The 25,407-nt window shown below is 67.8% G+C and carries 22 protein-coding genes; 6 read left to right on the forward strand and 16 right to left on the reverse strand.

Annotated features, from left to right (window positions below; translation table 11 throughout):
• Window positions 1-11: 11 nt before the first annotated feature.
• The 13 genes from J2T21_RS15900 to J2T21_RS15960 form a co-directional block, all read right to left on the reverse strand.
• A complete protein-coding gene (locus J2T21_RS15900; protein ID WP_307582614.1) occupies window positions 12-1,421 on the reverse strand; it encodes a peptidoglycan DD-metalloendopeptidase family protein in 1,410 nt (469 codons plus the stop codon).
• Window positions 1,422-1,518: 97 nt separating this feature from the next.
• Window positions 1,519-2,433, reverse strand: coding sequence for a permease-like cell division protein FtsX (ftsX, locus tag J2T21_RS15905; protein WP_307582615.1), 915 nt, complete (start codon window positions 2,431-2,433; stop codon window positions 1,519-1,521).
• Window positions 2,430-3,257 (reverse strand): cell division ATP-binding protein FtsE, encoded by an 828-nt coding sequence (gene ftsE, locus J2T21_RS15910; RefSeq protein WP_307582617.1) that lies wholly within the window; start codon window positions 3,255-3,257, stop codon window positions 2,430-2,432. Before ftsE ends, ftsX begins: the two co-directional genes overlap by 4 nt.
• A gap of 291 nt (window positions 3,258-3,548) precedes the next feature.
• Window positions 3,549-4,181: a CoA transferase subunit B gene (locus tag J2T21_RS15915; RefSeq protein WP_307582619.1), complete on the reverse strand. Its 633-nt coding sequence runs from the start codon at window positions 4,179-4,181 to the stop codon at window positions 3,549-3,551.
• A gap of 3 nt (window positions 4,182-4,184) precedes the next feature.
• Window positions 4,185-4,991, reverse strand: coding sequence for a CoA transferase subunit A (locus J2T21_RS15920; RefSeq protein ID WP_307582621.1), 807 nt, complete (start codon window positions 4,989-4,991; stop codon window positions 4,185-4,187).
• A 310-nt stretch (window positions 4,992-5,301) separates the two neighbouring features.
• Complete coding sequence (prfB, locus tag J2T21_RS15925) at window positions 5,302-6,417, reverse strand: peptide chain release factor 2 (RefSeq protein ID WP_307582622.1); 1,116 nt, start codon at window positions 6,415-6,417, stop codon at window positions 5,302-5,304.
• Window positions 6,418-6,608: 191 nt separating this feature from the next.
• Window positions 6,609-7,013: a hypothetical protein gene (locus tag J2T21_RS15930; RefSeq protein WP_083411006.1), complete on the reverse strand. Its 405-nt coding sequence runs from the start codon at window positions 7,011-7,013 to the stop codon at window positions 6,609-6,611.
• Between the two features lie 121 nt (window positions 7,014-7,134).
• The gene (locus tag J2T21_RS15935; protein ID WP_307582623.1) at window positions 7,135-7,686 is read right to left on the reverse strand and encodes a hypothetical protein; all 552 of its coding nucleotides are present in this window, start codon (window positions 7,684-7,686) and stop codon (window positions 7,135-7,137) included.
• Window positions 7,679-8,086, reverse strand: a complete 408-nt coding sequence (locus J2T21_RS15940; RefSeq protein WP_307582625.1) for a TadE family protein — start codon at window positions 8,084-8,086, stop codon at window positions 7,679-7,681. Before J2T21_RS15940 ends, J2T21_RS15935 begins: the two co-directional genes overlap by 8 nt.
• Window positions 8,087-8,096: 10 nt before the next feature.
• Entirely contained in the window at window positions 8,097-8,291 is a 195-nt protein-coding gene (locus J2T21_RS15945) for a hypothetical protein (RefSeq protein WP_307582720.1), read from the reverse strand.
• Window positions 8,292-8,556: 265 nt separating this feature from the next.
• On the reverse strand, window positions 8,557-9,498 hold the full coding sequence (locus tag J2T21_RS15950) for a type II secretion system F family protein (RefSeq protein WP_307582627.1): 942 nt from the start codon (window positions 9,496-9,498) through the stop codon (window positions 8,557-8,559).
• Window positions 9,495-10,346 (reverse strand): type II secretion system F family protein, encoded by an 852-nt coding sequence (locus tag J2T21_RS15955; RefSeq protein WP_307582629.1) that lies wholly within the window; start codon window positions 10,344-10,346, stop codon window positions 9,495-9,497. The genes J2T21_RS15950 and J2T21_RS15955 overlap by 4 nt, the downstream gene beginning before the upstream one ends.
• Window positions 10,343-11,572 (reverse strand): CpaF family protein, encoded by a 1,230-nt coding sequence (locus J2T21_RS15960; RefSeq protein WP_307582631.1) that lies wholly within the window; start codon window positions 11,570-11,572, stop codon window positions 10,343-10,345. Before J2T21_RS15960 ends, J2T21_RS15955 begins: the two co-directional genes overlap by 4 nt.
• A 348-nt stretch (window positions 11,573-11,920) precedes the next feature.
• Here J2T21_RS15960 and J2T21_RS15965 point away from each other — a divergent pair, with 348 nt between their 5' ends.
• Window positions 11,921-16,006, forward strand: coding sequence for an FtsK/SpoIIIE domain-containing protein (locus J2T21_RS15965; RefSeq protein ID WP_307582633.1), 4,086 nt, complete (start codon window positions 11,921-11,923; stop codon window positions 16,004-16,006).
• Between the two features lie 32 nt (window positions 16,007-16,038).
• On the opposite strand, the gene J2T21_RS15970 is transcribed toward J2T21_RS15965, so the two are convergent.
• A complete protein-coding gene (locus J2T21_RS15970; RefSeq protein ID WP_307582635.1) occupies window positions 16,039-16,488 on the reverse strand; it encodes a hypothetical protein in 450 nt (149 codons plus the stop codon).
• A gap of 328 nt (window positions 16,489-16,816) precedes the next feature.
• Here J2T21_RS15970 and J2T21_RS15975 point away from each other — a divergent pair, with 328 nt between their 5' ends.
• Window positions 16,817-17,065 (forward strand): WhiB family transcriptional regulator, encoded by a 249-nt coding sequence (locus J2T21_RS15975; RefSeq protein ID WP_007271814.1) that lies wholly within the window; start codon window positions 16,817-16,819, stop codon window positions 17,063-17,065.
• Window positions 17,066-17,231: 166 nt separating this feature from the next.
• The gene (locus J2T21_RS15980) at window positions 17,232-19,409 is read left to right on the forward strand and encodes a Stk1 family PASTA domain-containing Ser/Thr kinase (protein WP_307582639.1); all 2,178 of its coding nucleotides are present in this window, start codon (window positions 17,232-17,234) and stop codon (window positions 19,407-19,409) included.
• 150 nt (window positions 19,410-19,559) lie between these two features.
• Here the strand turns inward: J2T21_RS15980 and J2T21_RS15985 are convergent, their stop codons facing one another.
• Both J2T21_RS15985 and J2T21_RS15990 read right to left on the reverse strand, forming a co-directional pair.
• Window positions 19,560-20,930 (reverse strand): class II 3-deoxy-7-phosphoheptulonate synthase, encoded by a 1,371-nt coding sequence (locus J2T21_RS15985; RefSeq protein ID WP_307582640.1) that lies wholly within the window; start codon window positions 20,928-20,930, stop codon window positions 19,560-19,562.
• Window positions 20,931-21,051: 121 nt separating this feature from the next.
• Complete coding sequence (locus J2T21_RS15990) at window positions 21,052-21,759, reverse strand: lysophospholipid acyltransferase family protein (RefSeq protein WP_307582642.1); 708 nt, start codon at window positions 21,757-21,759, stop codon at window positions 21,052-21,054.
• 225 nt (window positions 21,760-21,984) lie between these two features.
• On the opposite strand from J2T21_RS15990, the gene J2T21_RS15995 reads away from it, so the two are divergent.
• The 3 genes from J2T21_RS15995 to J2T21_RS16005 all read left to right on the forward strand — a co-directional run bounded on the left by J2T21_RS15995 (window position 21,985) and on the right by J2T21_RS16005 (window position 25,280).
• Window positions 21,985-22,752: an alpha/beta hydrolase gene (locus J2T21_RS15995; protein WP_307582644.1), complete on the forward strand. Its 768-nt coding sequence runs from the start codon at window positions 21,985-21,987 to the stop codon at window positions 22,750-22,752.
• Window positions 22,749-23,249, forward strand: coding sequence for a hypothetical protein (locus J2T21_RS16000; RefSeq protein WP_307582646.1), 501 nt, complete (start codon window positions 22,749-22,751; stop codon window positions 23,247-23,249). The genes J2T21_RS15995 and J2T21_RS16000 overlap by 4 nt, the downstream gene beginning before the upstream one ends.
• 216 nt (window positions 23,250-23,465) lie before the next feature.
• Entirely contained in the window at window positions 23,466-25,280 is a 1,815-nt protein-coding gene (locus tag J2T21_RS16005; protein WP_307582647.1) for an AMP-dependent synthetase/ligase, read from the forward strand.
• The last annotated feature ends 127 nt before the right edge of the window (window positions 25,281-25,407 follow it).

Genomic DNA, 25,407 nt, shown 5'->3' on the forward strand with positions numbered 1-25,407 from the left:
ATAGCTTACCGCTAGAGAAGTCCCAATGGGTTTACGGCTGTACCGTTGACGATGGTCTCAAAGTGCATGTGGCAGCCGGTGGAGTTGCCCGTGGTGCCGACGTAGCCGATGAGCTGGCCCTGCTTGACGTTCTGGCCCACGCTGACAACCACGCGCTGCATGTGGTGGTAGTTTGTGGCCAGCGCCCTGCCCTTGACCACGCCATGGCTGATGGTGACCTTGTTTCCGGAGGTTCCACCCCAGCCAGCCATCCACACTTCTCCGTCGGCAGCGGCATGCACCGGAGAACCACACTGCCCGCCGAAGCCCCAGTCGACGCCGGCGTGCACGTAGCCGCCACGCCCCCCGTAGTCGATCGTTCCGGACGGAGTGGGTCGCCAGCCAAAGCCCGAGGTCTGTCGTCCACCGGATACGGGCTTGACCAGGCCCCACGAGCTACGTTCCTGGGGAACGGCTTGCGGCTTCGGAGCCACGTATTGGGGCTTGACGTAGGTGTCCTTCTTTTTCTGCCGCGCGGCTTCTTCCTTGGCCTTCTTGGCTCGCGCCGCTTCCTCGCGCTCCCACTTGGCCTTTGCCTCGGCGATGCGCTTGCGTTCGGCCTCCGCGGCCTTGCGCTTGCGTTCGGCTTCCTCACGGATCAGCCGTTCCTGCCGCTCCTTGATGTCAGCATTGACCTGTGCCTTTTCGACTTCTTCGGCGCGCAGTCTTTGCTGGATTCGCGGACGCTGGGCCAAGAGCTCGGCACTCAAGGCGTCGGTCTGGGTGATGATGCCGTCGAGCGACTGCTTCTTGGATTCCGCATCGTCTCGGGCTACTTGTTCACGCGCCAGCGCAGCGTCGGCGGCGGACTTGAGGTCGGTGATTTCGGCTTCAACCGCTGCCAACCGCAACTTGGCGTTTGCGTCGGTGGCGGACTGCTCGGAGAGGGCATCAAGCGCCGCGTTCTGCGAACGCATGGCTTGGTCGGCCAGGTCCATCCCTGCTGCCAAGTTGCCGTCGGACGTCGCGTTCAACAGCAAGGACAGGTCGGACGAGACCCCTCCACGCTTGTAGGCCTCAGTGGCGATCTGGCCAATGATTTGCTTGGAGTCCTCCAGCTTCGCCTTGCCCTCGGCAATCTTCACGTTCAGCTGGTCGCGGGTTTCGCGGGCAGCCTGTACCCGACGGGCGAGGTCCGCCGCTTCGTCGGAAGCTCGGCGCACCCTGCCCTGGGCATCGGCCAAGGCTTGCTCGGCAGCGGGAAGCTGCGCCTGCAATCCACGGAGTTTTGCGTCGGTGGCCTTGATATCACCGTCAAGGACTTCAAGATCCTCGGAGAGATTGTCGATGTTCTGCTCTACCTGGGCCTTGCGGTCATCTAGCTCGTCGGCGTGGGCGCCTACGCCTCCTGAAACCAGGAGTGCGATGGAAAGCGCACCCACGGCCCCTGAACGCGCAATCCGGCACCATACTGCTTTGGCTAACATAAATGTCCTTTGAGTCCTATGGGAATCGAGTCTGACATGAGGAAGCGACGCACTAAACCTTCAAGTAGCGTCGCAAGGTTACCAACGACGATACACCAGCCAAAACCACACCCAGCAGGATCAGCCATGGCGCGACCATGAATACCTCGCCGGTGGAAATGAACGCCGTGTCCTTGTAGTCCAGGGCCAGCTTGTCGTCGATAAGGAATCTCACGGCAGCCCACAAGACCCCGGAGGCCAACAGCGCACCAATCAGCGCGGAGATGACACCTTCCAGGACAAAGGGTAGTTGGAGTGAGGACTTCGAGGCACCAACCAGGCGCATGATGCCGGTTTCTCGGCGACGCAAGTAGGCCGATAGGCGAATCGTCGTGCCCACGAGGAGCACGGCACACAGGATCATCACCCCGGCAATGCCGATGGCGACGAAGGAAGCGATATTGATGATGGAGAAGATCTTTTCCAGCAACTCCCGTTGATCTACCACGACGTCCACGCCATCCATCGACGAGAAGAGCTCCTTGATGATCTGGTATTTCTCCGGATCGACCAGCGAAACGCGGAACGACTCGGGTAGTTGGTCCGCCGTGACCGTTTCGCTCATCGAGGAGTTCTCGAACTGTTCGCGGAAGTGGGTGAGCGCCTGCTCCTTCGATTCGTACTCGAAGTTATCCACATATGGCTTGACGGCCGCCGAGCCCAGCATGGACTTGATTTCGCCGCGCTCGCCTTCCGTGACCGCGCCCTCGGCGCAGTTGGTACCTTCGTTGTGTTCACCGCAGAGGTAGATGGCCACCTGGACCTTGTCGTACCAGTAGCCCTTCATCTGCGTGATCTGCATCTGCATTAGGGCGGCGGTGCCCACGAACGTCAACGAAATGAGTGTGACCAGGACGACGGATACGACCATGGAAAGGTTGCGGCGGAGGCCTGAGCCTACTTCGCCAAGAATGAATCCGAGTTTCATGGCATGTCGTCCTCAGTGTCGAACGGTGCAAAGGCCTGGTTACCTGTCGACGGTCTGTGCCATGTGCTGTGATCGGCCTGTCGCAATTCGCGTGTGCCGTCCTGGTTGATCACCGGGATCATCGAGGTGTATTCGCCGGCGATTTCATCGCGCATGATCTTGCCGAGCGAAAGCTCGACGACCCGGCGACGCATTGAGTTGACGATGCCGTCATCGTGCGTGGCCATGATCACCGTGGTGCCGTTTTGGTTGATCCGGTCCAGCACGTTCATGATCCCGACGCTCGTTGCTGGATCCAGGTTTCCCGTGGGCTCGTCGGCGAGCAGGATCTGTGGCTTGTTGGCAATGGCGCGGGCAATGGCCACGCGCTGCTGTTCACCGCCGGAAAGTTCATCGGGCTGGCGCTTTTCCTTGCCTTCGAGGCCCACAAGTTTCAAGACCTCTGGCACGTGGTCGCGAATGGCGCTTCGGCTTTCCCCGACCACCTGCATCGCAAAGGCGACGTTCTCAAACACGTTTTTCTGCGGCAACAGGCGGAAGTCCTGGAACACGACGCCGATGCCTCGGCGCAGCTTGGGCACGCGCCACGAGGAGATACGTGCAACGTTCTGCCCGGCAACGTGCACCGAACCACCGGTTGCGACGATTTCGCGAAGGATCAGGCGGAGGAATGTGGACTTGCCGGAACCGGAGGCCCCCACAAGAAACGCGAAGTCACCGCGGTCAATCTCAATGGTTACGTCGTCGAGGCCAGGGCGCGCATTCTCCGAGCCAAGGCGTGACTTTTGGTCATAGACCATCGTGACGTTTTCGAATCTAATCATCGCAGCTCTGCCCGCGGGATCGCCGGCGCATGATCCAGGCACGGGACTTTGTTGAAGGAAGTTGCAAAGCCAGCCCTTGAACTCTATCCGTCCCGGCAGCACACATCCGGGACAAAAAGCGGGTGTGTCACGAAACTGTGAGTCCGATGGGCGCGCACTGCGTATCCGATCCGTGACGTTCAACCGCGGACAGCAGACTCACCACCGCACGTGCAAGTCTCCCGCTAAGGCAACGACGTGCCCGCTCACGGCGCAGGGATCGATGATCTCGTGAACGACCGGGAATCGGCGCTATCCCAGCAACAACGGCGCTTCCGTCGCGGACTGGACCTGCTCGGGGGTGACGCCGGGAGCGCATTCGATCAACCGAAGCCCTGCATCCGTGATGTCGATGACGGCGAGATCTGTGATGATGCGTTGCACCACCGCGCGGCCGGTCAGCGGCAGGGAGCATTCGTTGACGATCTTCGCGCTGCCGTCCTTGGCCACATGCTCCATCAGGACAATCACGCGCTTGGCACCGTGGACCAGGTCCATTGCTCCGCCTGGGCCCTTGACCATCTTGCCCGGAATCATCCAGTTGGCCAGGTCTCCGACGGCGGACACCTGCATGGCACCGAGGATTGCTGCATCGATCTTGCCGCCGCGGATCATCGCGAAGCTGGTGGCCGAATCGAAGTAGCTGGCGCCGGGAAGCACGGTCACGGTTTCCTTCCCGGCATTGATCAGGTCGGGATCGACATCTGCCTCGGCGGGATACGGGCCAACGCCAAGAATCCCATTTTCCGATTGGAGCACCAACGTGCGGTCGGCCGGAACATAGTTCGGCACGAGCGTGGGCAAGCCGATCCCCAGGTTCACGTATGCACCGTCCGGCAGTTCAAGCGCGGCGCGTGCCGCCATTTCATTGCGTGACCAAGACATTGCCTAGGCCTCCTTCGTCAGCGGCCGGTCGCCCGATGCAGCGCCTGCTGCCTGCACGGTGCGCTTTTCAATTGGCTTTTCGATGTCGGTTCCGACTTCGACCACGCGGTGGACAAAGACCCCGGGCAGATGGATTGCATCGGGATCGAGTTCGCCAGGCTCGACCAGGTGCTCCACCTCGGCAATGCAGATCTTCCCTGCCATCGCCGCTACGGGCGAAAATTGCCGGGCGGCCTTGTTGAACACGAGGTTGCCATGACGGTCCCCGTAGGCCGCATGCACCAGCGCATAGTCGGTGACGATGGATTCTTCAAGGACAAAAGTCTTGGTTTCCCCGCCCGGCGCAAAGTCACGCTGGTCCTTGGGTTTGGAAGCCTGGACGATTTCTCCGTCTGGCCCGTATCGCTGGGGCAGCCCGCCCTCGGCCACCTGTGTGCCGACGCCGGTGCGTGTGTAGAAGGCCGCAATTCCGGCTCCGCCCGCGCGTAGTTTCTCGGCGAGCGTTCCCTGCGGGGTCAGCTCGAGCTCCAGTTCGCCTTTGAGGTAGCGGCGCGCAAATTCCTTGTTCTCCCCGACGTAGGAGGACGTCATCTTCGAAATCCGGCCGGCACCCAGCAAAATCCCCAGACCTTGCTCGTCGGTTCCGCAATTGTTCGAGACGATCTTGAGGTCGCCCACCCCGCTTTCCAATACCGCGCGGATCAGTGCGTTGGGATTTCCCGAGAGTCCAAATCCGCCCACCGCGATGGACGCAGATTCGGGGATGTCCGCCACTGCGGCGCCGGCAGATTCGTAGGTCTTGTCTAACATTCCTGCACTCCTGGGATTGCGGATGGACGATACCCGGAGACCACATACCGGTTGGCGCGAAGCACGCGTGCTTGGATGCTTGGCATCGCATGACCTGCGTGTGGTTCCTTAGCCACATCGTAGGACGTCCAAGCGGGAAATTCACCCATAGGCACCGAAGGGCCGTCGAACGGGCTGGCCGGCATCCCGAGATTGCGGCCGGGCCTTCGACCCGTGCGCCCATGTTCCTGCCTCCAGGCGGACAACGACGGAGGTCCCACAGGCACATGGTGAAATGTGCCTGCGGGACCTCCGTCGTGTTGGTGAGTGTTTAGGCCTCCGGGCGGCGCTGCGCGGCGCGCCAGCGGATCCCGGCGTCGATGAAGTCGTCGATGTCGCCATCGAGCACCGCAGAGGTGTTTCCAACCTCGTGTTCGGTGCGCAGGTCCTTGACCATTTGGTAGGGGTTGAGGACGTAGGAGCGCATCTGGTCGCCCCACGATGCCTTCACGTCGCCGGCCATCTGCTTCTTTTGTGCGTCCTGCTCGGCCTTTTTCACGAGCAATAGGCGCGACTGCAGGACGCGCAGCGCGGCCGCGCGGTTCTGGATCTGCGACTTTTCGTTCTGCATCGACACCACGATGCCCGTGGGGATGTGGGTCATGCGCACCGCGGAGTCGGTGGTGTTCACGGACTGCCCACCGGGGCCCGAGGAACGGTAGACATCGACGCGGATCTCATTTTCCGGGATCTCGAGGGAGTCGTTTTGCTCGATCAGCGGGATGACCTCGACCGCGGCGAAGGATGTCTGGCGGCGGCCTTGGTTGTCGAAGGGCGAGATGCGCACCAGGCGGTGGGTTCCGGCCTCGACCGACAGTGTGCCGAATGCGTAGGGGGCGTTGACCTCGAAGGTCGCTGACTTCAGGCCGGCCTCTTCGGCGTATGAGGTGTCCATGACCCGGGTGGGGTGGCCGTGTTTTTCCGCCCAACGCAGGTACATGCGCATCAGCATCTCGGCAAAATCGGCTGCGTCCACCCCTCCGGCCCCGGCACGGATGGTGACGACGGCCTCGCGCGAATCAAATTCGCCGGAGAGCAGGGTCACCACCTCCAGGTCGGCCAATGCCTTGCGCACCGACTTGAATTCGGTCTCGGCCTCCTGCAAGGTGTCGGCGTCGCCTTCCATTTCCGCGAGTTCGACGAGCACTTCCAGATCCTCGATGCGGTTGTGGATGACGGTCAGTCGCTCAAGCTCGGATTGGCGGTGCGAGAGCTTGGAGGTGACTACCTGCGCGGCGGCCGGGTTGTCCCAAAGATCGGGAACGCCGGCTTCCTCGGAGAGCATTGCAATGTCCGCACGGATGCGCGGCACATCGGAGACCTCTTCAATGGAGGCATAGGTGGAGCGCAGTGATTTGATTTCGGCAGAAAAGTCAGTTGAAGCCATGGTAGTTTCCAGCCTACGACATTTGCGGGGCCAGGCATTGCGCCGACCGGTGATTGTGCCCAATGCGTCCGGGCACGATGGGGCTGTGCTGCGGTTCGGATCCGGCCGGCAAGGTGTTCCCGGCGAGCGCAGTGGCCGAGGGCCAACCGGCGAGCGCAGTACCCATCGTCCCGTGCACGTGGGGCGGGGATTCAGCGTGAAAGCAGCGTCCGCGCATAGGCGTCCACCCGGATATTCACGCCGCCCGGGACCACCCAGCCGATGATCGGCGGGTGCACGACCGCACCGAGCCGCACATGTGCGGTGACTGCGTCCGGTTCCACCCCGGCGGCAACGATGTGCAGGTTGGAAAAGCCCGCCCCGGCGTTGACGTCGCCGAGGTATTTTTCCGCAGCGTGCCGGACCTCGGATGGCTGCAGGCGGAGCGTGGCAATGTCCTCACCGCCGGCGGTGAGCTCGAAGTTGTCGGCCGCCGCCGCGACCGCGCCGTCGGCCACCGACAGCAGCTTGTGCGCCTGGACGTTGACCGCCGTGGCGGCGAGCACGACGCTGATGGCCAGCAGGGCGATCGCTACCATTCCGATGATCAGCACCATGGATTGGCCCGCTTCGCGCCCCGGTGGAAGCAGGGTTCGCAACGCGCTCCGGTGGCCCCCGGAGCCCGGCCGGGGTGCGGGAGTGTCCCCCGGGCGGGGCTTCGCGCGTATTCCCGTGCGGCTACCCATATCGATCAACCCGTTGGGTTGCGTCGGATTGGACGCTGCCGGTGCGCCAGCTCCAGCCCTCGGGGAGCAGCGGGAGGACCGTTTCAACGGACACGTGGACCGTCACGGTGCTTCCCGCACTCAGGCAGGCGCCCCGGCAGCTGTAGGTGAAATGTGTGCGGCCGGGCCCGATCTCCATGTTGGCCGCGGCGCGTTGCACGGCATCGGCCGCCCTTGCACGGCCCTGGCCTTCGGTTTGGGCGGTGACGAAGACCTTGGCGGCGTGGTCCGCCGCTCCCACTGCGGCGTAACTGGCCGCCTGGACGTGCGCGGCACCCACCACCAGGTAGACCAGCGGCACCAGCAGCAGCACCACCAGGAAGATGAATTCGATGATGGACGAGCCGTCCTGGGTGCCGCGGGACGCCCGACGACGTATGCTGGTTGCTGCGGGGTTCGCAGCGGTTGTGGCCCGGATCGCGGCGGCGGGACGGCATGCGTTACCCGGGCACCGGCGCCGGGAACCGGCCTCCCGGGGAGCGGCGTGGCCTCGTGCCCTATCCATACCGCACCGACTCCCCCTGGACCACGAACTCGCCCATGAACGGGACCATGCCGAACAGCGGGATTCCTGCCCGCACGGTGATCCGCACGCCCGGTGTGCCGCCGATGTCGATGGGGGTGGCGTGCACGTTGGAAGCGAACCGGTCGCTGAGCGCCCCGCGGATCAGTTCCTGGGTGCGGCGCACCCCGTCGCCGGGCCCGCGGTCGGCCAGGGTTCCGTATCTGGCGCCGGCCGCCGCCGCATCCATGAGCGTGTTGCGCACATGCAGCGCAAAAGTCAGCTGCAGGATGCCCATGAAAACCGCAATCAGCAGCGCGGAGACCATCACGAATTCGGCGACCGCCGAACCCTGTTGGTTCTCCTGCGTGCCGTGCTTCCGGGATTCATGGGGCCGTGGCATGCGCGCGTCGCTAGCCCATCCCCGCAACCCGGTCGATCGCCTGGTTGAACAGCTCTTCCAGGCGCGGGCCGGCGATGGCCAGGAGCGCCGCAACGAGCAACGCGCTCATTAAAGTGATCATGACCCAACCCGGGACGTCCCCGCGTTCGTTGCGCTTGATGCTTCCGGCCAGGCCCATGGTGCGGGTCCCGACCCACATTCCCATGCCGATGACCATCAACCCGATCCTGTCTGCGATCCTCATGTTCCTTCTCCTTGCTGGATTGCCCCGCCGCCTTCACGGCCGCGGGAGCCTGGTGCTTCATGATGCGATGTCTTGCCCCGTGCCTTCGGTCCTTCCCCTCCCGGGGGCAGGTTGCCGACCCGAAGATGGCGGCGATGGCCATCAACGCCCGGGCAGCTTCGTCGGTGCCCCTGCCGGTGTGGCCTCGCCGCCTTCCGGTGGGCGGTTTGCGGTGTGATCCCTCCTGTCAGTAGTTCATGTCGATCAGCGCGAGCCCCGGGAACACCGCAAAAACGATGGTCAGCGGCAGCACGCCGAAAACTATGGGCACCATCATGCCGATTTCCTTTTTCCCCGCCGATTCCATCAGCTCGCGCTTGGCCGCGTCGCGCACGTCCTGGGCCTGGGCTCGCATCACCGCGGCGATCGGGGTCCCTCGCTCGGCCGCCACGGTGATCGCGTCGACGAATCGGGTCATGGCCGTCAACTGGATCCGGTCCGACATCTCCGCCAGGGCCTCGGCCAGGGTTGCCCCGGCGCGGACGTGGGCCAGCGTCAGCGCGAATTCCTCGCTGAGCGCTCCCCTGGAGGTGCGGGCCACCCGTTCGATGGATCCCACGGTGCTCTCCCCCGCGGCCACCGCCAACGCCATGAGTTCGGCGATCGTGGGGAACTGGGCCAGGATCCGCCTGCTGCGCCGGGTGGTCTGCTCCCCCAGGTACCAGTCGCGCAGCAGGTAGCCCCCGACGGCGCAAAAGACCAGCACGAGGAACGCGAACATCGGGTTGAAGCGCCCGGCCACGAGGTTCGCGGCCAGCATCGCGGCACCGGCCAGGGTCAGCCCGGCGGACCACAGCAGCTGCTGGGCACGGAAATCCAGCACGCTGATACCCAGCCCGGCCCGGGCCAGTCTCCGGGCCATGGCCTCGTTGCTGGGGTTCAGGCGCTGGGACAGCCTGGCCGCGTCGGCCAGCATCGGACCAAGAATGCGGCCCAGCGGGCCAAAGGGCGTCTGCGCCGCGAAGGACTCGTTGAGCATCCGCGATCCGCTGCGCCCGGCACGCAGGTGCGGGGCCACGCGTTGGGCGAAGGTGACCGGGCGCATCGCCGGGATCCGCACCAGCACCAGCCACAGCCCGCTGCCCAGGGACAGCCCGAGGACCAGCGACAGGATCATGGCGGAGCTCATCGGAACACCCGTTCTTCCTCGGGCAGCCGGCCGATGCGCATCATCGTCCGGTAGCAAATGAACGAGACGACCAGCCCTCCGATGAGCACCAGCATTCCGGTGACCGAGGAGTAGGCGATGACGGCCGCCGGCTGTCCGGCCAGCAGCAGGAGGATGACCCAGGGTGCGGCGATGGCCAGGCGGGCCGCGGACACCGTCCAGGACTGCCTGGCCTCGAGTTCCCCGCGGGTGCGGGCCGAGTCGCGCAGGAAGGAGCTGAGGGTGCCGAGCATCTCGCCCAGGTCGGTGCCGCCGACCTCGCGGGTGATGCGCAGGGCCTCGACGATCTTGTCGGCCACCGGGTCGGCCAGGCGCGCGGCGAGGGACTCGAGGGAGTCGTTGAAGCGGGCAGTGGCCCGGTAGTCCAGGCCGAAGTCGGTGAAGGCCGGGCGCAGCGCCTCGGGCCCCTGCGATCCCAGTTGCGTCAGCGCTTCGGGCAGCGACATCCCGGCCCGGATTGCCGAGCGCAGGTGGTCCACCACGTCGGGCCATTGCTCGCGCAGGTTTGCCGCGCGCTTGGCCCCTTGGCGGCGCACCAGCGCCCAGGGCGCGCCGGCCCCGAACCCGGCGAAGGTCAGTGCGATCAGCGGGGCACCGGTGAGGATCAGCACGATGAGCCCGACGATGACCGCGGCGGTGATCGAGGCGGAGATGAAGCCGCCGCGGGTGACCTTGTCCAGCCCCGCATGCAGCAACAGAGTCTCGATGCGCCCGTTGCCGGCCCTCACTCCGGGGTGCGCCGCGGCGGTGAAGGCGCGGAATACCAGCAGCAGCCCGAACCCGAGGGTCAGTCCCAGGAAGACGCTCATGCCACGATCCGTCCCAGTTCGGCCACGTCGATCCCCGCGTCGATGAGCTTTTGGTGGGCCAGGTCCGCCGTCGGGGCCAGGGTCAACTGTCCGTCGAGGTGTTCGAACAGCGTGGTGGTCTCGATGGCCCCGTTTTCCACGCGGCGGCCCAACGCCATGATTTCCCCGACGAAGCGCCTGCCCGCCGCGTCCCGGCGGCAGTGCACCACCAGGTCCAGGCACGCGGCCACCGTGGGAACCACAAACGCACTGGAAATGTTCTCCCCGGCCAGCAGCGGCAGCGTGCAGATCTTCGTCAGCGCGTCGTGGGCGGAATTCGCATGGATCGTCGAAAGCCCGGGCAGCCCTGAATTCAGGGCAATGAGCATGTCCAGCGATTCCGCCTCGCGGACCTCGCCGATGACCAGCCGGTCCGGGCGCATCCGCAGCGCCTCCTTAACCAGGCGGCGCATGTTGATTTCCCCGTTCCCTTCCAGGTTTTGCTGCCTGGTCTGCATGGCCACCACGTCGCGCAGGTTGATCTTCAGCTCGAAGATTTCCTCGATGGTGACCACGCGCTCGCGGCTGCCGATCGAGGAGGCCAGGCAATTGAGCATCGTGGTCTTTCCCGCCTGTGTGGCCCCGGAGACCAGCACGTTCAACCCCGCGCCCACGGCGACATCCAGGTAGTGTGCGGCCTGCCGGGACAGCGAACCGAGTTCGACCAGGTGCTCGAGCCTGCTGGCCCGGGCGATGAACTTGCGGATGTTCACCGCCCAGTGCTTGCGGGTGATGTCCGGGATGACCACGTGCAGGCGGGAGCCGTCGGCCAGCTGGCAGTCTACGAACGGCTGGGACAGGTCCAGGCGGCGGCCCGAGGACTTGAGCATGCGCTCCACCAGTGCCGGGACCTCGGCCTCGGTAAGCCGGATGGAGGTCAGCTCGGAGGTTCCCCCGCGCGCGCAGAACACCTCGTGGGGTCCGTTGAGCCAGATTTCCTCGACGTCGGGATCATCCAGCAGGGGCTGGAGGGCGCCGAGCCCGGCCACAGCGTCCATGATGCGGCGCCGGGCCAGGCCGAGTTCCCCCAGCGCCGGGAGCACCCCCAGCAAGGAGCGTTCGTCATAGTCGCGAACCACGTCGTCCACCAACCGGCGGACCTCCCCCACCTGGGTGGAGGGGTCAAGCCCGTTCCTGCGGATGAGTTCGCGTACCTCATCCTCAACTATCGCCAGTCCGTCCGCCATCGTGCATCCCTGCCGTGACCGGCTCCCGGCCGGTGGCCGGGAGCCATGCCGTTCGCCAGGGCGTGCGGGGGCCGGTGCTTGGGATGGCCTCGCGAGGCACCCCGGAGTGCTGGTGAGCGGCAATATCCAGTTAGTTTCATGACGCAATACCGCGACCATACCCGGGTGCCGCGGCGGCTACAAGGCTCCGGCCGAATCTGTGGAGAAACTCCCGGGGCGCATCGGGGTCCGTCCACAGGGGGTGCCATGTTTCCGCGGGCCGGGCGCCGGGCGGTCCTAACGTTGGGGAAGGGGAATCGGGACCGCGGTTCGGCAACGCGCGGCGAAAGGCAGGTGGGCACAAGGCCCATGGGAGGGAAACTGTTCATCAGGCTCGTCTCGGCGGCCCTGGGCCAGCCGGTGCTGGTGGAGCTGGAGGCCGCGGAGCCTCTCGGCGGACCGGTGCTGGCCGCTGCCCTGGCCCGCCGCTGGCCACGGCTGCGCTGGCATGCCGGCGGGAGGCCGCTGGAGGAGATCGCTCAGCTGCCCCGCCAGGGGCGGATGCTGCTGTGCGATGTGCCCGCGGCAACCGCGGACCTTGCTCCCCGCCGATGGCAGGGCGCGTCCGGCGAGATCAAGCCGGCGGTGCTGGTGGTGTTGCGCGGTCCGGATCCCGGCGGGACGCTGCCGCTGCGTCGCGGCCTGTGGGCCCTGGGCCGCGGTGAGGTCGACTTGCCGATCGGGGACCTTCGGCTCTCGCGCCGCCATGCGCTGGTCCGGGTGACCGACACCTCCATCGTGCTCAGCGACGAGGGATCGGCCAACGGGGTCTGGTTCGCCCAGACCCCGATCCGGGAGCGGCGCCTGTTGATCGGGGACACCTTCAGCGCGGGCGACAGCAGCTTCGGGGTGCTGCCGCCCGGCGGGCTGTCCCCCGGGTCCTCCCGATGGCCGCTGCAGCCGGTGCCGATCGCCGCGGAGGAACCGGGCAGCCGGTTGGCGATGATGCTGGTTGGGGCGTTGGCGCCACTGGGGCTGGGCGTGGGGCTGTTCCTGATGACCCACAGCGTGTTCTTCCTGGCCTTCTCCGCGATTTCCCTGGTGACCGGCGGGTTGCCGGCGTTGCTGGTGCTCCGGGGGAAGGCCGGCTTCCGGCGCGCCTGGGCCCGGGCCACCGCTGCCGATGCGAGGCGCCGCGAGGACCTGGCTCCTGCGCTGGGAGCGGTTGCGGCCGGGCTGGCCGCCGGGATTGCGGTGGATGACGACGGATTCCCCGCAATCGTGCTGGGGCACGGACGGCTGGCGGCGTGGTTGTGCACCGCCTCGGGGGCCGCCCCTCCGGATCCGCGACCCGGCCGCGGGCATCGGGAGCGAGGCCGGGAGTCGCGGGGGCGTGCGCGCGGGAAGCCGCGATCCGGGCCCGGGAACAACGGCGGGGCGGCGGGCGACGTGGACAGCGAACCGGTGGTGGATCCCGGCATCTTGTCCGATTCCCCGGTGCCGCTGGCCCTGCAGGCCGGTTCGGCCGTGTGGTTCCAGGGCCCCGAATCGGCGTGGGGTCCGGTGCTGCGCGCGGTGCTGGTGCGCTGGCTTCCGTTGCTCGCATCCGGATCCCTGCGCGTGGTGGTGCAGGGACCCGCCGGCTTCCTTCCCTCGGAATTCGCGATGCTGCCCGGCGTCCAGGTCGGCGGGGCCGACACGCCGATTGCCCCGGATCCGAGGCCCACGATCGTGCTGCTTACCACGCCCGGGCCGCTCCGGGCCGCGGTCGGCGCGGTCGCCGCGCTCGGGGAGTCACGTGGTGCGGCATGCCCCGGTGCGCCCGCCTCCATCCGCTGCGGAGGCCCGGCCCCCGCGCCCGGGGCGGAGGTCCACATCGACTGCTCCACCGGCCGGATCCTGTTGCAGGGGGCGGGCAGCGAACTGAACCCCTGGCTGCGCTCGGCACCCCCGGCAGGGATCCGGAAGTCCCGCCGCTTCCCCGGCGCCCGCACACGTCCCGGGCGGGGCCGGCGGTCCCCGGAGACCGGGGCGCCGCCGCACGGCACCCGGGAACCGTCCCTGCACGTGCTCACCGAAGGCATTGGGTTGCCCGTCCTGGCCCGCGCGGTCTCACGCATGCTGCCCTGGGTCGAGGCAGGTTCGGAGGCCGACGGGGAAAGCGGCACGGGCACCCCGCCCGGGGCCATCGTCGGGGACACCGATGCCGGTCCGCTGCGCGTGGACCTGGATGCCGAGGGGCCGCACCTCCTGGTCGCCGGGACCACCGGGTCGGGCAAGTCCGAGCTGCTGCGCACCCTGGTGCTGGGCCTGGCCGCGGATTCGGGTCCCGATGAACTGGCCTTCATGCTCGTGGATTTCAAGGGCGGGGCGACGTTGGCGCCGCTGCGCGGATTGCCGCACGTGCAGCTTTTCGTCTCCGACCTGGACGCGGCCGAGGCCGAACGGATCCTGGAACTGCTCGACAACGAGCTGCATCGCCGCGAGGCCTTCCTGGCGGCGCATGCGGCCACCGACCACAGGGACTACCTGCGCTCGCGCGCGCCGGACGATCTCCCGCTGCCTAGGCTGGTGGTGCTCATCGACGAATTCCGCGTCTTTGCCACCGAGCTGCCCGAGGCCCTGGAACGGGTCATCCACATCGCCACCGTCGGACGGTCGCTGGGGATCCACCTGGTGCTCAGCACACAGCGGCCCGCCGGGACCGTCAGCGCGCCGCTGCGGGCCAACATCGGCTCGGTCATCGCGTTGCGCACCATCGGCGAAGCCGAGTCCAACGACCTGATCGGTTCGCCGGTGGCGGCCCGGCTGGATCCCGCTGCCCCGGGGCTGGCGTATTTCCGGCGCGGGGGCGGTGCCCCGGTGGGTTTCCGGGCCCGTGTGAACGCCCGCCCCAGCGTCCCGGCCCGGCTGCGGGCCTTCGGGGCCGACCTGGGCGAAATGCTGTTCTCCGAGCAGCTGCCGCATGCCGGATCCGGGCCGGGGCCCGCCGCCACCGGGGTGCCGGATGCCGAAGCCTCCCAAGGCTCCGACGCGGAGTTGGCGGAAGCGGTGTGCCGCATCGTGCTGGGGCACCGGGATATCGAACCCGCGCCGAACCCGTTTTCCGCCGCACTTCCTTCGTCCCTGCCCGCGATCGGCCGTGCGGTGCTGCGGCAGGTGCCAGGAGGCACCGGAGCCATCGGGCTGGTTGATCGCCCGAAGCTGCCCCAGCCAGGTCCCCTGGTCTTTGACCCGCGCACCACGGCCCGGCTGGTGGTGTGCGGGCTGCCGGCCTCCGGCATCGAGAACGTCCCCGGCCTGTTGCTGCACGCGGTGAACCGCCAATCCTGGCGCATGCCGACGCTGCTGCTCGACGGCAACGGGACCCACGGCGCGCTGCGCGGCCACCCGGCGGTGGGCGGATACTTCGGTCCCGGCGATTCGTGGCGCATCAACGAGTTGCTCCTGCAGCTGGGTGATCCCGCGTGCGTGGAGCCGATGCTGCTGCTGGTGTGCGGGCTCGGCGGTTGGGCCCAGGCATTGGAGGGAAGCGTGTTCATGCGCCTCGAGGCGCAGCTGGCGGCGTTCGCCCGCACCGCCCCCGAGCTGGGCCGCGCCCTGGTGGTGAGCGGGGACAGGGATCTGGCCGGTTCGCGGGCGGCATCGCTGTGCGAGACCCGCTGGTATTTCCCGCGCGGCGCCGGACCAGAGGTCCTCATGGGATGGCCGCAGCTGCGCAAGGTGGCCCCGCAGGTGGGCCGGGGCGTGCTGCTGGGGCCCGATGAGCCGGAGCGCGGCACGGCATTCCAATTGCTCGACGACGCGGCGAGCCTGCCGCTGCCCGGCGGGGAGTTCCCCGGCGCGTGGTTGCGTTCCGTGCCGCTGCCCGAATCCCTGGCCGCCGAACAGCTGCCGGCGCTGCCTCCGGGGCCACAGGCGGCTCCGGAACTGGCCATCGGCCTCTGCGGTCCGGACAACCGCACCTTCGTGTGGGCACCGGGCCCCTGCGGGCTGGTCATCGGACACGAGGGTTCGGGCAAGTCCACGTTGATGAGGCACCTGGCCTCGCTGGGCGATGCGGATACCGGCCACACCGTGCACCTGGGCCTTGGGGACGAGTTGCCGGTGCAGGCCGAGGAATTCATGCAGGGCCACCCGAAGGCGGCGCGGGTGCTGGTGGATCGCGCGGACTTGCGCGTGGCCCGGGCTGCACGGGCCGCCGAGGTGCTGCTGGGTGCCGGGCTCCAGCTGGTGCTCAGCGCCGAACCCGGTTCACGGTTGCTGTTCGAGTTGGGGCTCTCGGCGGTGGTGCGCGATGCGCGTTCGTTCCTCGTGCTTGATCCGCAGTTCGGTGCGGACGCCGATCCCAGCGGCTTCAGGTTGCCGCCGGCCACCGTGAGCGTGCGCGGCCGTGCCATGGTCGCGGACCGGGGAACGATCCGCCAAGTCCAATGCGTGAATCGGGTTCCGTGAACCATCCGCCCCCGCGGCGCGGAACAGGGGAATCAGGGTTTGTTGCCGGTCCCGGGGCGCGTCGTCGGCCGGTCGCCCAGGAACGCGGTGGTGCGCGGGTCAAAGAGCAGCACAACGACCACCGCCGCAGGCACCAGCCACAGCCACGCCACCAGCACGTCGACCGGCATGGCGATCTGCAAGGCCAGGATGATCTGGAAGACCTGCCAGACCAGGACGGCCGCACGCGTCCAGGCCCGGGCCCGGAAGAAGTGGTGGGCCACCAGCAGCTGCCAGGCACCGGCCGCAATGATCAGCACCAGCATGAATATCCGTGCCCCCATGCCCAGCTCACCCGTTTGGCCCAGGGACAGGGCATAGGTCAGTGCGTAGGCAAGCACCGCGAGCCCCTCGAGGACCAGAAGCGCCGAAATCAGCAGCACCGAGATCGGGCGGCGTGGGATCGCGGGGCGGCTGGACTGGGGCGCTGGCTGGTTCATCACGCCTCAAATCTAGTACGGCCACCACCGGCGAAGCCAAAGCGGAAGCCGGGCCCGCGTGTGACAAAGACCCCGCAACGGGCCAAGAAACACCCTTGTCACGATGGGACAAACCTGTTAGCGGGAGCCGTAAAACGGGTGCTTGTGACCAAGCACTCAAGGAAGCCAAGGTATTTGCAACACGGGACCCTTGTTTACGTGAACGTAACATGAAAACCTTGTTAGGCAGTCGTTCGGGTATGGCAATTTTCCCGCCACACTGCTTTTGCCCGGCCTCACGGCCCAGGGCGATCCCCCTCACTTTTCCTACCCCCAAGGAGCATCAACAAGCATGGATTGGCGTAGCCGCGCGGCCTGTCTGGACAAGGACCCGGAACTCTTCTTCCCCGTCGGGAACACCGGACCGGCCCTGCTCCAGATTGAAGAAGCCAAGAGTGTCTGCCGACGGTGCCCCGTGGTGGACACGTGCTTGGCATGGGCCATCGAGTCCGGCCAGGATGCCGGGGTCTGGGGCGGAATGAGCGAAGACGAGCGCCGGGCGCTGAAGCGCCGGGCAGCACGGGCCCGTCGAGCCTCCTAGGTCGATTGGTGCTCCACAGCACAGCAAGGTGAGGGGTCGGTTCCACTGGAACCGACCCCTCGTCTGCTTCTGGGCCCCGATGCCCGCCGCACCGGCCGGGCAAGAACCACGTGCCGCCCGTGTGCCACACTCCCCCAAGTCCCCAACCACTGGTTACGATCGATAAGTGACAGCGCCACACACCGACCCCCGCCTGGGCACGATCCTCGATGAACGCTATCGACTCGATGCCCGCATTGCCGACGGCGGCATGTCCACCGTCTACCGAGCCACGGACCTGCGGCTGCACCGCACGGTTGCCGTGAAGGTCCTGCACGCCCACCTGGCCTCCGATCCGGTCATCCTGGAACGCTTCGAGGCCGAGGCGATCATTGCCGCCGGGCTGACCCACGACAACATCGTGGGCATCCGCGACCACCACGTCTCCGGGTCCACCGCGTACCTGGTCATGGAATTCGTGCGCGGGCTGAACCTGAGCCAGTCGCTGAAATCCCGTGGCCGCTACACCCCGCGCCAGGCGCTGGTGGTGCTGCAGGCGATCTGCACCGGGCTGTCGGTGGCGCACGAGGAAGGCATCGTGCACCGCGACATGAAGCCGGCCAACGTGCTGATTTCCGATGAGGGGCGCATCAAGGTCGCCGACTTCGGGCTGGCCCGGGCAGCCACCGCCCACACCAATGCCACCAACTTCCTCGGAACCGCCGCATACATCTCCCCCGAGCTGGCCAAGGGCGAACCGGCCGACGAACGCAGCGACATCTACGCCGTGGGCATCATCGCCTACGAGTTGCTCACCGGCCGCCAGCCCTTCTCCTCGGACAGCGCCTACGGGCTGGCGTTCAAGCACATCAACGACGACGTCCCGCCGCCCTCGGCGCTCGTGCCCGGGCTGTCGGGCGAGCTCGACGAGCTGGTCGCCTATTGCACCAACAAGGACCCCGGGGACCGGCCGCAGAACGCCTCGTTCCTGCTCAGCGACCTCAAGCAGATCCACGATTCGCTGTCCCCCGCGCAGTTGGACCTGGGCTCCGAGACCCTCGGCGGGCTCAAGGACCTGATCCCCCCGGCGACCTCCGCGCACACCTCGGTGCACGAGGCCCTGGCCCAGGCCCAGGAGTACCGCGATTCCGCCGCGGCCGGCCGGGCCGCCAACGGCGCCGACGCGACCATGGCATTGCCGGCAGCCTCCGGGGGTGCCGAGGGCCCCTCGGCCGAGGACGCCACCCGCGCGCTGGGCGTGCCCGGTGACCAGACCACCGTCCTGGGCGGCGCCGGACGCACCCGGGCCCTCGGCGAAAGCCGGGACCACGCCCAGGCCGGGCCGTCCCACACCGAAGCCATGGAGTCCGGGCCGCAGCGTCCGGTGTCCGCCCGGCAGGCCAGGAAAAACGCCAAGGCCGCAGCGATCGCGTGGAAGAAGGATGCGCAGATCCCGACGCACCAGCTGGCACCCCGGACCCCGGCGCGCCGCAAGTGGCTCCTCGGAATCCTGCTGGTGCTGCTGGCCTCGATCGTGGCCGCGGTCTCCCTGTTCTTCGGCATGGGCCCGGGCGCACCCTTCCAGATCCCGACGCTGAAGGGCGCCTCCGCCAGCCAGGCGGTCGACCAGCTGGCGGCCACCGGTGTGCAGGCAGGCACCCGCGAGGTATTCGACGACAAGCTTGAGCGTGGCCTCGTGGTTGGAAGTGAACCCGCCGCCGGGGAAACGATCCGTCGATTTCAGGGCCTGACGCTGATGGTCTCCAAGGGCCCCGAACTCTTTGCCGTCCCCAACCTGACCGGCCGCAAGCAGGCCGACGCCGAGGCCGATCTGAAGACGGCTTTCCTGGCAGCGGGCAAGGTCACGCGGAAGTACTCCGAAGAGGTCGCCAAGGGCGTGGTGCTGAAGCAGGATCCGGACTCCGGGGAGAAGCTGCGCCGCGGCACCAGGGTCGCGCTGGTCGTTTCGCGCGGCCCGGCGCCCGTGGACGTCCCCTCCCTGGCCGGGATGACGCCAAAGGCTGCCGATGCCGCATTGGAGAAGGCCGGACTGAAGGGCAAGAACGCCGGCAAGGAATACAGCACCAGGGTGGAAGCCGGGCAGATCCTGTCGCAGAAGCCGGCCGGCGGGCAGCTGGAGCGCGGCTCGACGGTCGAATACGTCGTTTCGCGCGGTCCGCGGATGATCGAGGTGCCCGACATGCAGGGCCGCCAGCTGGCCCAGGCGCGCCGGGAGCTTGAGGCGCTGGGCTTCAAGGTCGAGGTCGAGGAGTTCCTCGGCGGGTTCTTCGGGACCGTTCGCTCCCAGTCACCCGCCGGCGGCAGCGCCCCGGAGGGTTCGACCATCAAGCTTGTGGTCGTCTAGCACCAAGCCGCGGCCGCTGCCGCCGCGCTCCCCGTCGCGCCGGGTTCCGGGCTGCCGGACCTTTCAGCGATCCACCGAAACGCCGATGGCCGGGTTCCGCTCCCCCGAGGGGGAAGGAACCCGGCCAATGTGCATGGGCCGAAGGTGGCGTTAGCCGCGCGGACCGCGTTTGGCCAGCGCACCGGAAACCAGGAAGGCCATCTCCAGGGACTGCTTGTGGTTCAGGCGCGGGTCGCAGACCGACTCGTAGAGGTCGTCGAACTGCTCCTGGCGGATCGGGTCGGCACCTCCCAGGCACTCGGCCACGTCGTCGCCGGTCATCTCCACATGCAGGCCGCCCGGGAAGGTGCCCAGCGCGTCGTGGACCTCGAAGAAGCCGCGGACCTCGTCCATGACGTCGTCGAAGCGGCGGGTCTTGTAGCCGTTCTCCGAGGTGACGGTGTTCCCGTGCATCGGGTCGGTGACCCAGAGGACCTGGGCGCCGGAGGCGGTGACCTTCTCCACCAGGTTCGGCAGCTTCTCGCGGATGTTGCCCGCTCCCATCCGGGTGATGAAGGTCAGGCGGCCCGGCTCGCGGTTCGGGTCGAGCTTGTCGATGAGCGCCAGGGCGTCCTCGGGGGTGGTGGTCGGGCCGAGCTTGACGCCGATCGGGTTGCGCACCCGCGAGAGGAAGTCCACGTGCGCGCCATCGAGCTGGCGGGTGCGCTCACCGATCCACAGGAAGTGGCCGGAAGTGTCGTAGGGCTGGGAGGTGCGCGAGTCGGTGCGGGTCAGCGCGCGCTCGTAGTCCAGCAGCAGGGCCTCGTGGGAGGCGAAGAACTCGGTGCGCTTCAGCGCCTCGAAGTCCGCGCCGCAGGCGTCCATGAACTTCACCGCGCGGTCGATCTCCCCGGCGAGCTGCTCGTAGGCGGTGTGCGCCGGGTTCGCCATGAAGCCCTTGTTCCAGGAGTGCACGCTGCGCAGGTCGGCAAAGCCGCCCTGGGTGAAGGCGCGGATCAGGTTCAGCGTGGCCGAGGAGGTGTTGTAGGCCTCGACCATGCGGCGCGGGTCGTGCGCGCGGGATTCGGGGGTGAAGTCGTAGCCGTTGACGATGTCGCCGCGGAAGGCCGGCAGCGTCACCCCGTCGCGGGTCTCGTCGTTGGAGGAACGCGGCTTGGCGAACTGGCCCGCCATGCGTCCCATCTTGATGACCGGCATCGAGGCGCCATAGGTCAGCACGACGGCCATCTGCAGGATGGTCTTCACGCGGGCGGAGATCTTGTCGGCGGTGGCGCCGTCGAAGGTCTCGGCGCAGTCGCCGCCCTGGAGCAGGAAGGCCTTGCCCTGGGCCGCGGCGGCCAGGCGATCGCGCAGGATGTCCACCTCGCCGGCGAAGACCAGCGGCGGGCGGGAACCGAGTTCGCGGACGGACTCGGCATAATGCGGGCTCTCGCTCCACGTCGGCTGCTGGGCGATGGGCAGGGTGCGCCAGATGTCCAGGGCGGGGTCCGCTGCCGGACCCGCCGGGGATTGTCCGGGCATTGAGGAAGTCGAAGATAGCTGAGTCACCCCTCTAGGGTAAACCGCCCCGGGGCCCGGCGGGCATTTTGCGCGTAACCGTCCGACTCGGGGCGTTCACAGTGCCGCGCACCGGCACCGGGCGCTACTTCTTCTTGCCGCTCGCGCGGCGCTCGGCATCCAGCTTCGCCTTCACCGTGGCGGCGTAGGTGTCCACGTATTCCTGCCCGGACAGGCGCATGATCGCGTACATGATCTCGTCCACCACCGAGCGCTGCACGAAGCGGTCCTCGCTCATCCCGGCGTAGCGGGAGAAGTCCAGCGGCTCGCCGATGATCATGCCCACGCGGCGGATGGTCGGCACCCGCTTGCCGATGGGCTGGACCTTGTCGGTGCCGATCATCGCGACCGGGATCACCGGGACCCCGGCCTCCAGCGCCAGCTTCGCGACCCCCAGCTTGCCGCGGTAGAGCCGGCCGTCGGGGCTGCGGGTGCCCTCGGGGTAGATGCCCAGCAGGGATCCGTCGACCAGCGCCTGGGCACCGGCACCGAGCGAGTTCGCGCTGGCGGCCCCGCCGGAGCGGTCCATCGGGATCTGGTTGATCATGCGGAAGAACCAGGCGGTGATCCGGCCCTTGGGGCCCTTGCCGGTGAAGTAGTCCATCTTCGCCAGGAAGATCACCGTGCGGTCCACGGCCACGGGCAGGAAGATCGAATCCGAGACCGAGAGGTGGTTGCTGGCCAGGATCGCGCCTCCCTCGGCCGGGATGTTCTCCAGCCCCTTGGCCCAGGGGCGGAAGAACACGTTCACCAGCGGCCCGACGATGAACCTCTTCATGAATTGGTAGAACATTTCCGTGGGTGCCTTCCGGGCCGAGGTGCGGGGTGCGGTGGGGTGGTCGCGGTGTTCCCTCCGGAATCCGCGCGCCCGGGGCCCGCGGACCCGGCGGGGAATGCCGGGTTCTCAGTTAGGCTCTAACTGTAGGCAAAAAACGCCATCGGTCACACTCGGCACGACGCAGGCACCGGGTGCAGCTCCGCGGCGGACCTCCGATTCCCACCCAGGAGCACGCACCAGATGCCAGAGACACCAGGGTCCGCCGGCCCCAATGCACCGTTCCACCACGACGGGACGAACGGCGAGGCGGTGTTGGTGCTGCACGGGTTCACGGCCGGGCCGGCCGGGCTGCTGCCGTGGGCCCGCGCCCTGGCCGGGGCCGGCTACACCGTTGACCTGCCGCTGCTGCCCGGGCACGGCACCAGTTGGCAGGACCTGGCCGGCACCAGGTACACGCAGATCCTCGAGGCGGTGCACCAGGGGTACGCGGCGCTGGCCGCCACGCATTCACGCGTCTTTGTCGCGGGCCTGTCGATGGGAGGTGCGCTGGCGCTGAACCTGGCCTCGACCCACGCGGTGGCCGGGCTTGCCCTGGTGAACCCGGGGCTGACCATCGCCTCCCCGCTGGCCCCGTTCACCGGGGCGCTGCGCTTCGTGGCGCCGAGCGTCGCGGCCATCGCCAACGACATCGCCAAGCCCGGCGGCAACGAGCACGCCTACGACCGCACCCCGGTGGCCGGGGTGCACGAGCTGCGCAAGCTTTTCAAGGCCACCGCCGCGCGGCTGGGATCCATCACCGCACCGGTGCTCGTGTTCCGCTCGGACACCGACCACGTGGTGCCCGAATCCAGCCTTCAGGTGCTGCGCGCCGGACTCAAGCCCGGTGTCCACCTTGAGGTGAAACGGTTGACGCGCAGCTACCACGTGGCCACGCTTGACCATGAGGCGGAAGAGATTTTCGCCCGCACCATCGAGTTCTTTCAGGAAGTGGACACCAGCAGGCCATGACCAACCCGTTTCACGAGCCGGCCGAATCCGGCGATTCCGACGACGCCGTCTGGGAGGACCTGGTCCGCCGCCTGGAGGCGGACCCCGCCGCCGCCCCGGAGGCCCCCGACGCGCCCCCGGGCGACTCCCCCGGGCCCGATGCCCCCGGGACCGTGCTGCCCGGCGCCAACACGCCGCCGGCCGTGGACCCGCAGCTGTTCCGGATGCACCCGGCCCTCACCGGGCCGCGGGACTACGAGGCGTCCGAGGACGATGACGACGGCGCATTCATCCCCGAGGAACCCCCGGCACTTGGATCGGGAAACCCGCTGCTGACCCTGGCCTGGACCTGCGCCGCGGGGGCGCCGATGGCGCTGTTGCTGCTGGCCATCTTCTGGCGCCGGGCGCCGATGCCGCTGTGGATCGGGCTGGTGGTCATCGCCGTTGCCGCCGCGGTGTTCCTCTTCGCCCGGTTGCCGCGGCACCGCCAGGACGACGACGACGGGGCGCGCGTCTAGCGCCGGCGTCCCCGGGCACCGTGCCGGCGCCCGCGACGGTCCCCGCACGGGCAGCGCAGCGCCGTACGGCGGCGGGGTTTGTTGCGAAGCCGGGCAAATACCCGTAAGTTACTAGTGAGTAAACAATGTGACCCGAACCACTAAGATGGGTGGTGAGGGGATCGATGGGGGTTGGCTGGCTCGCACCGCCCCGCCCCGGAACCGAAGGAGCGCAAAATGCAGGAACTAGTAGTCCCTCCGCTGGTGGAGAACACTCCGCAGACCAACATCACCGACCTGCTCCTGCGCCACGCCCGCTCCGCGGCCGACCCGGCGCTGCTGGCCAAGCCCGGCCCGAACGGCACCTGGATCGACATCCCCGCCTCCGAATTCGCCGCCGACGCCGCGGCCCTGGCCAAGGGCTTCATCGCCTCCGGCATCGAACCGGGGGCCCGCATCGGCCTGATGGCCCGCACCCGCTACGAATGGACGCTGGTGGACTTCGCCATCTGGTTCGCCGGCTGCGTCACGGTCCCGGTCTACGAGACCTCCTCCCCCGGACAGGTCGCCTGGATCCTGGGCGACTCCCACGCGGTGGCCGCCGTCGTCGAGGCCCCGCACCACGAGAACGTTGTGCGCCAGGCGGCCCACCAGGAAGGGCTCGACGAGCTGAAGCACGTCTGGCAGATCGAGGGCAACGGGCTTGACGCGCTGCGCACCGCGGGCAAGGACGTGGACGACGCGGTGCTCGAGGAACGCCGGAGTTCAGCCGGACTGGACTCGCTGGCCACCATCATCTACACCTCCGGGACCACCGGGCGGCCCAAGGGCTGCGAGCTGACCCACTCGAACTTCGTGGAACTCAGCGACAACGCCGCCGCCGAGCTTCCCGAAGTCGTCTACCCGGGCGCGGCGACCATCATGTTCCTGCCGCTGGCCCACGTCTTCGCCCGCTACATCTCGGTGCTCGCCGTGGCCGGCGGGGTCAAGGTGGCCCACACCGCCGACGTGAAGAACCTGCTTCCGGATCTGCAGTCCTTCCAGCCCAACTTCATCCTCGCCGTGCCGCGCGTGTTCGAGAAGGTGTACAACTCCTCGATGCTCAAGGCCGAGGACGCCGGGAAGGGCAAGATCTTCCACGCCGGCGCCGACACCGCCATCGCCTTCTCGCGCGCCGAACAGGACGGCAAGGTGCCGCTGGGACTCAAGCTCAAGCACAAGCTCTTCGACGTGCTGCTCTACTCCAAGATCCGCGCCGCCATGGGCGGGAAGGTCGTTCATGCCGTCTCCGGCGGCGCCCCGCTGGGCGAACGCCTGGGGCACTTCTTCCACGGCATCGGCCTGACGGTGCTGGAGGGCTACGGCCTGACCGAGACCACCGCCCCGATCACCGTGAACACCCCCAAGCACCTGAAGATCGGCACCGTGGGGCGCCCGTTGCCGGGCAACGGCGTGAGGATCGCCGCCGACGGGGAGATCCTGGCCAAGGGCTTCTGCGTGATGCGCGGCTACTACAACCGCCCGGACCTGACCGACGAGACCTTTGTCGATGGCTGGTTCCGCACCGGGGACATCGGCGAGCTGGATGCCGACGGGTTCCTGAGGATCACCGGGCGCAAGAAGGAAATCATCGTCACCGCCAGCGGCAAGAACGTGATCCCCGCACAGCTCGAGGACCAGATCCGCGCCGACGCGCTGGTCTCCCAGTGCGTGGTGGTCGGCGATGCCCGTCCGTTCATCGCCGCGCTCATCACCCTGGACGCGGAGGCGCTTCCGGGCTGGCTGGAACGCCACCAGCTGCCCGCCGGCACCACCGTCGCGCAGGCCGCGGAATTGCCGCAGGTCCGAGACGCCATCGCCGCGCTGGTTCAGAAGGCCAACACCGCTGTCTCGCGGGCCGAGGCGATCAAGGAGTTCCGCATCGTGCCCACCGACTTCACCGAGGAATCGGGGCACCTGACCCCGTCGATGAAGATCAAGCGCGCCCAGGTGCTCAAGGACTACGATTCGGTGCTCGAGGAGATCTACTCCGCCGCCAAGCCGCGCGCCTAGCACCTTCGCCGGCGGCAACAAGGCGCCGTGGTGCGGACACCGGCCGGTGTCCGCCCCACGGCGCCTTCGCGTTCCCCCCGGCGCACGGCCCGGTGAACGCCGGCAGGCCGGCCGGGGCCGCGGGCAG

Source organism: Paeniglutamicibacter psychrophenolicus (assembly GCF_030812255.1).
Lineage (GTDB): Bacteria > Actinomycetota > Actinomycetes > Actinomycetales > Micrococcaceae > Paeniglutamicibacter > Paeniglutamicibacter psychrophenolicus_A.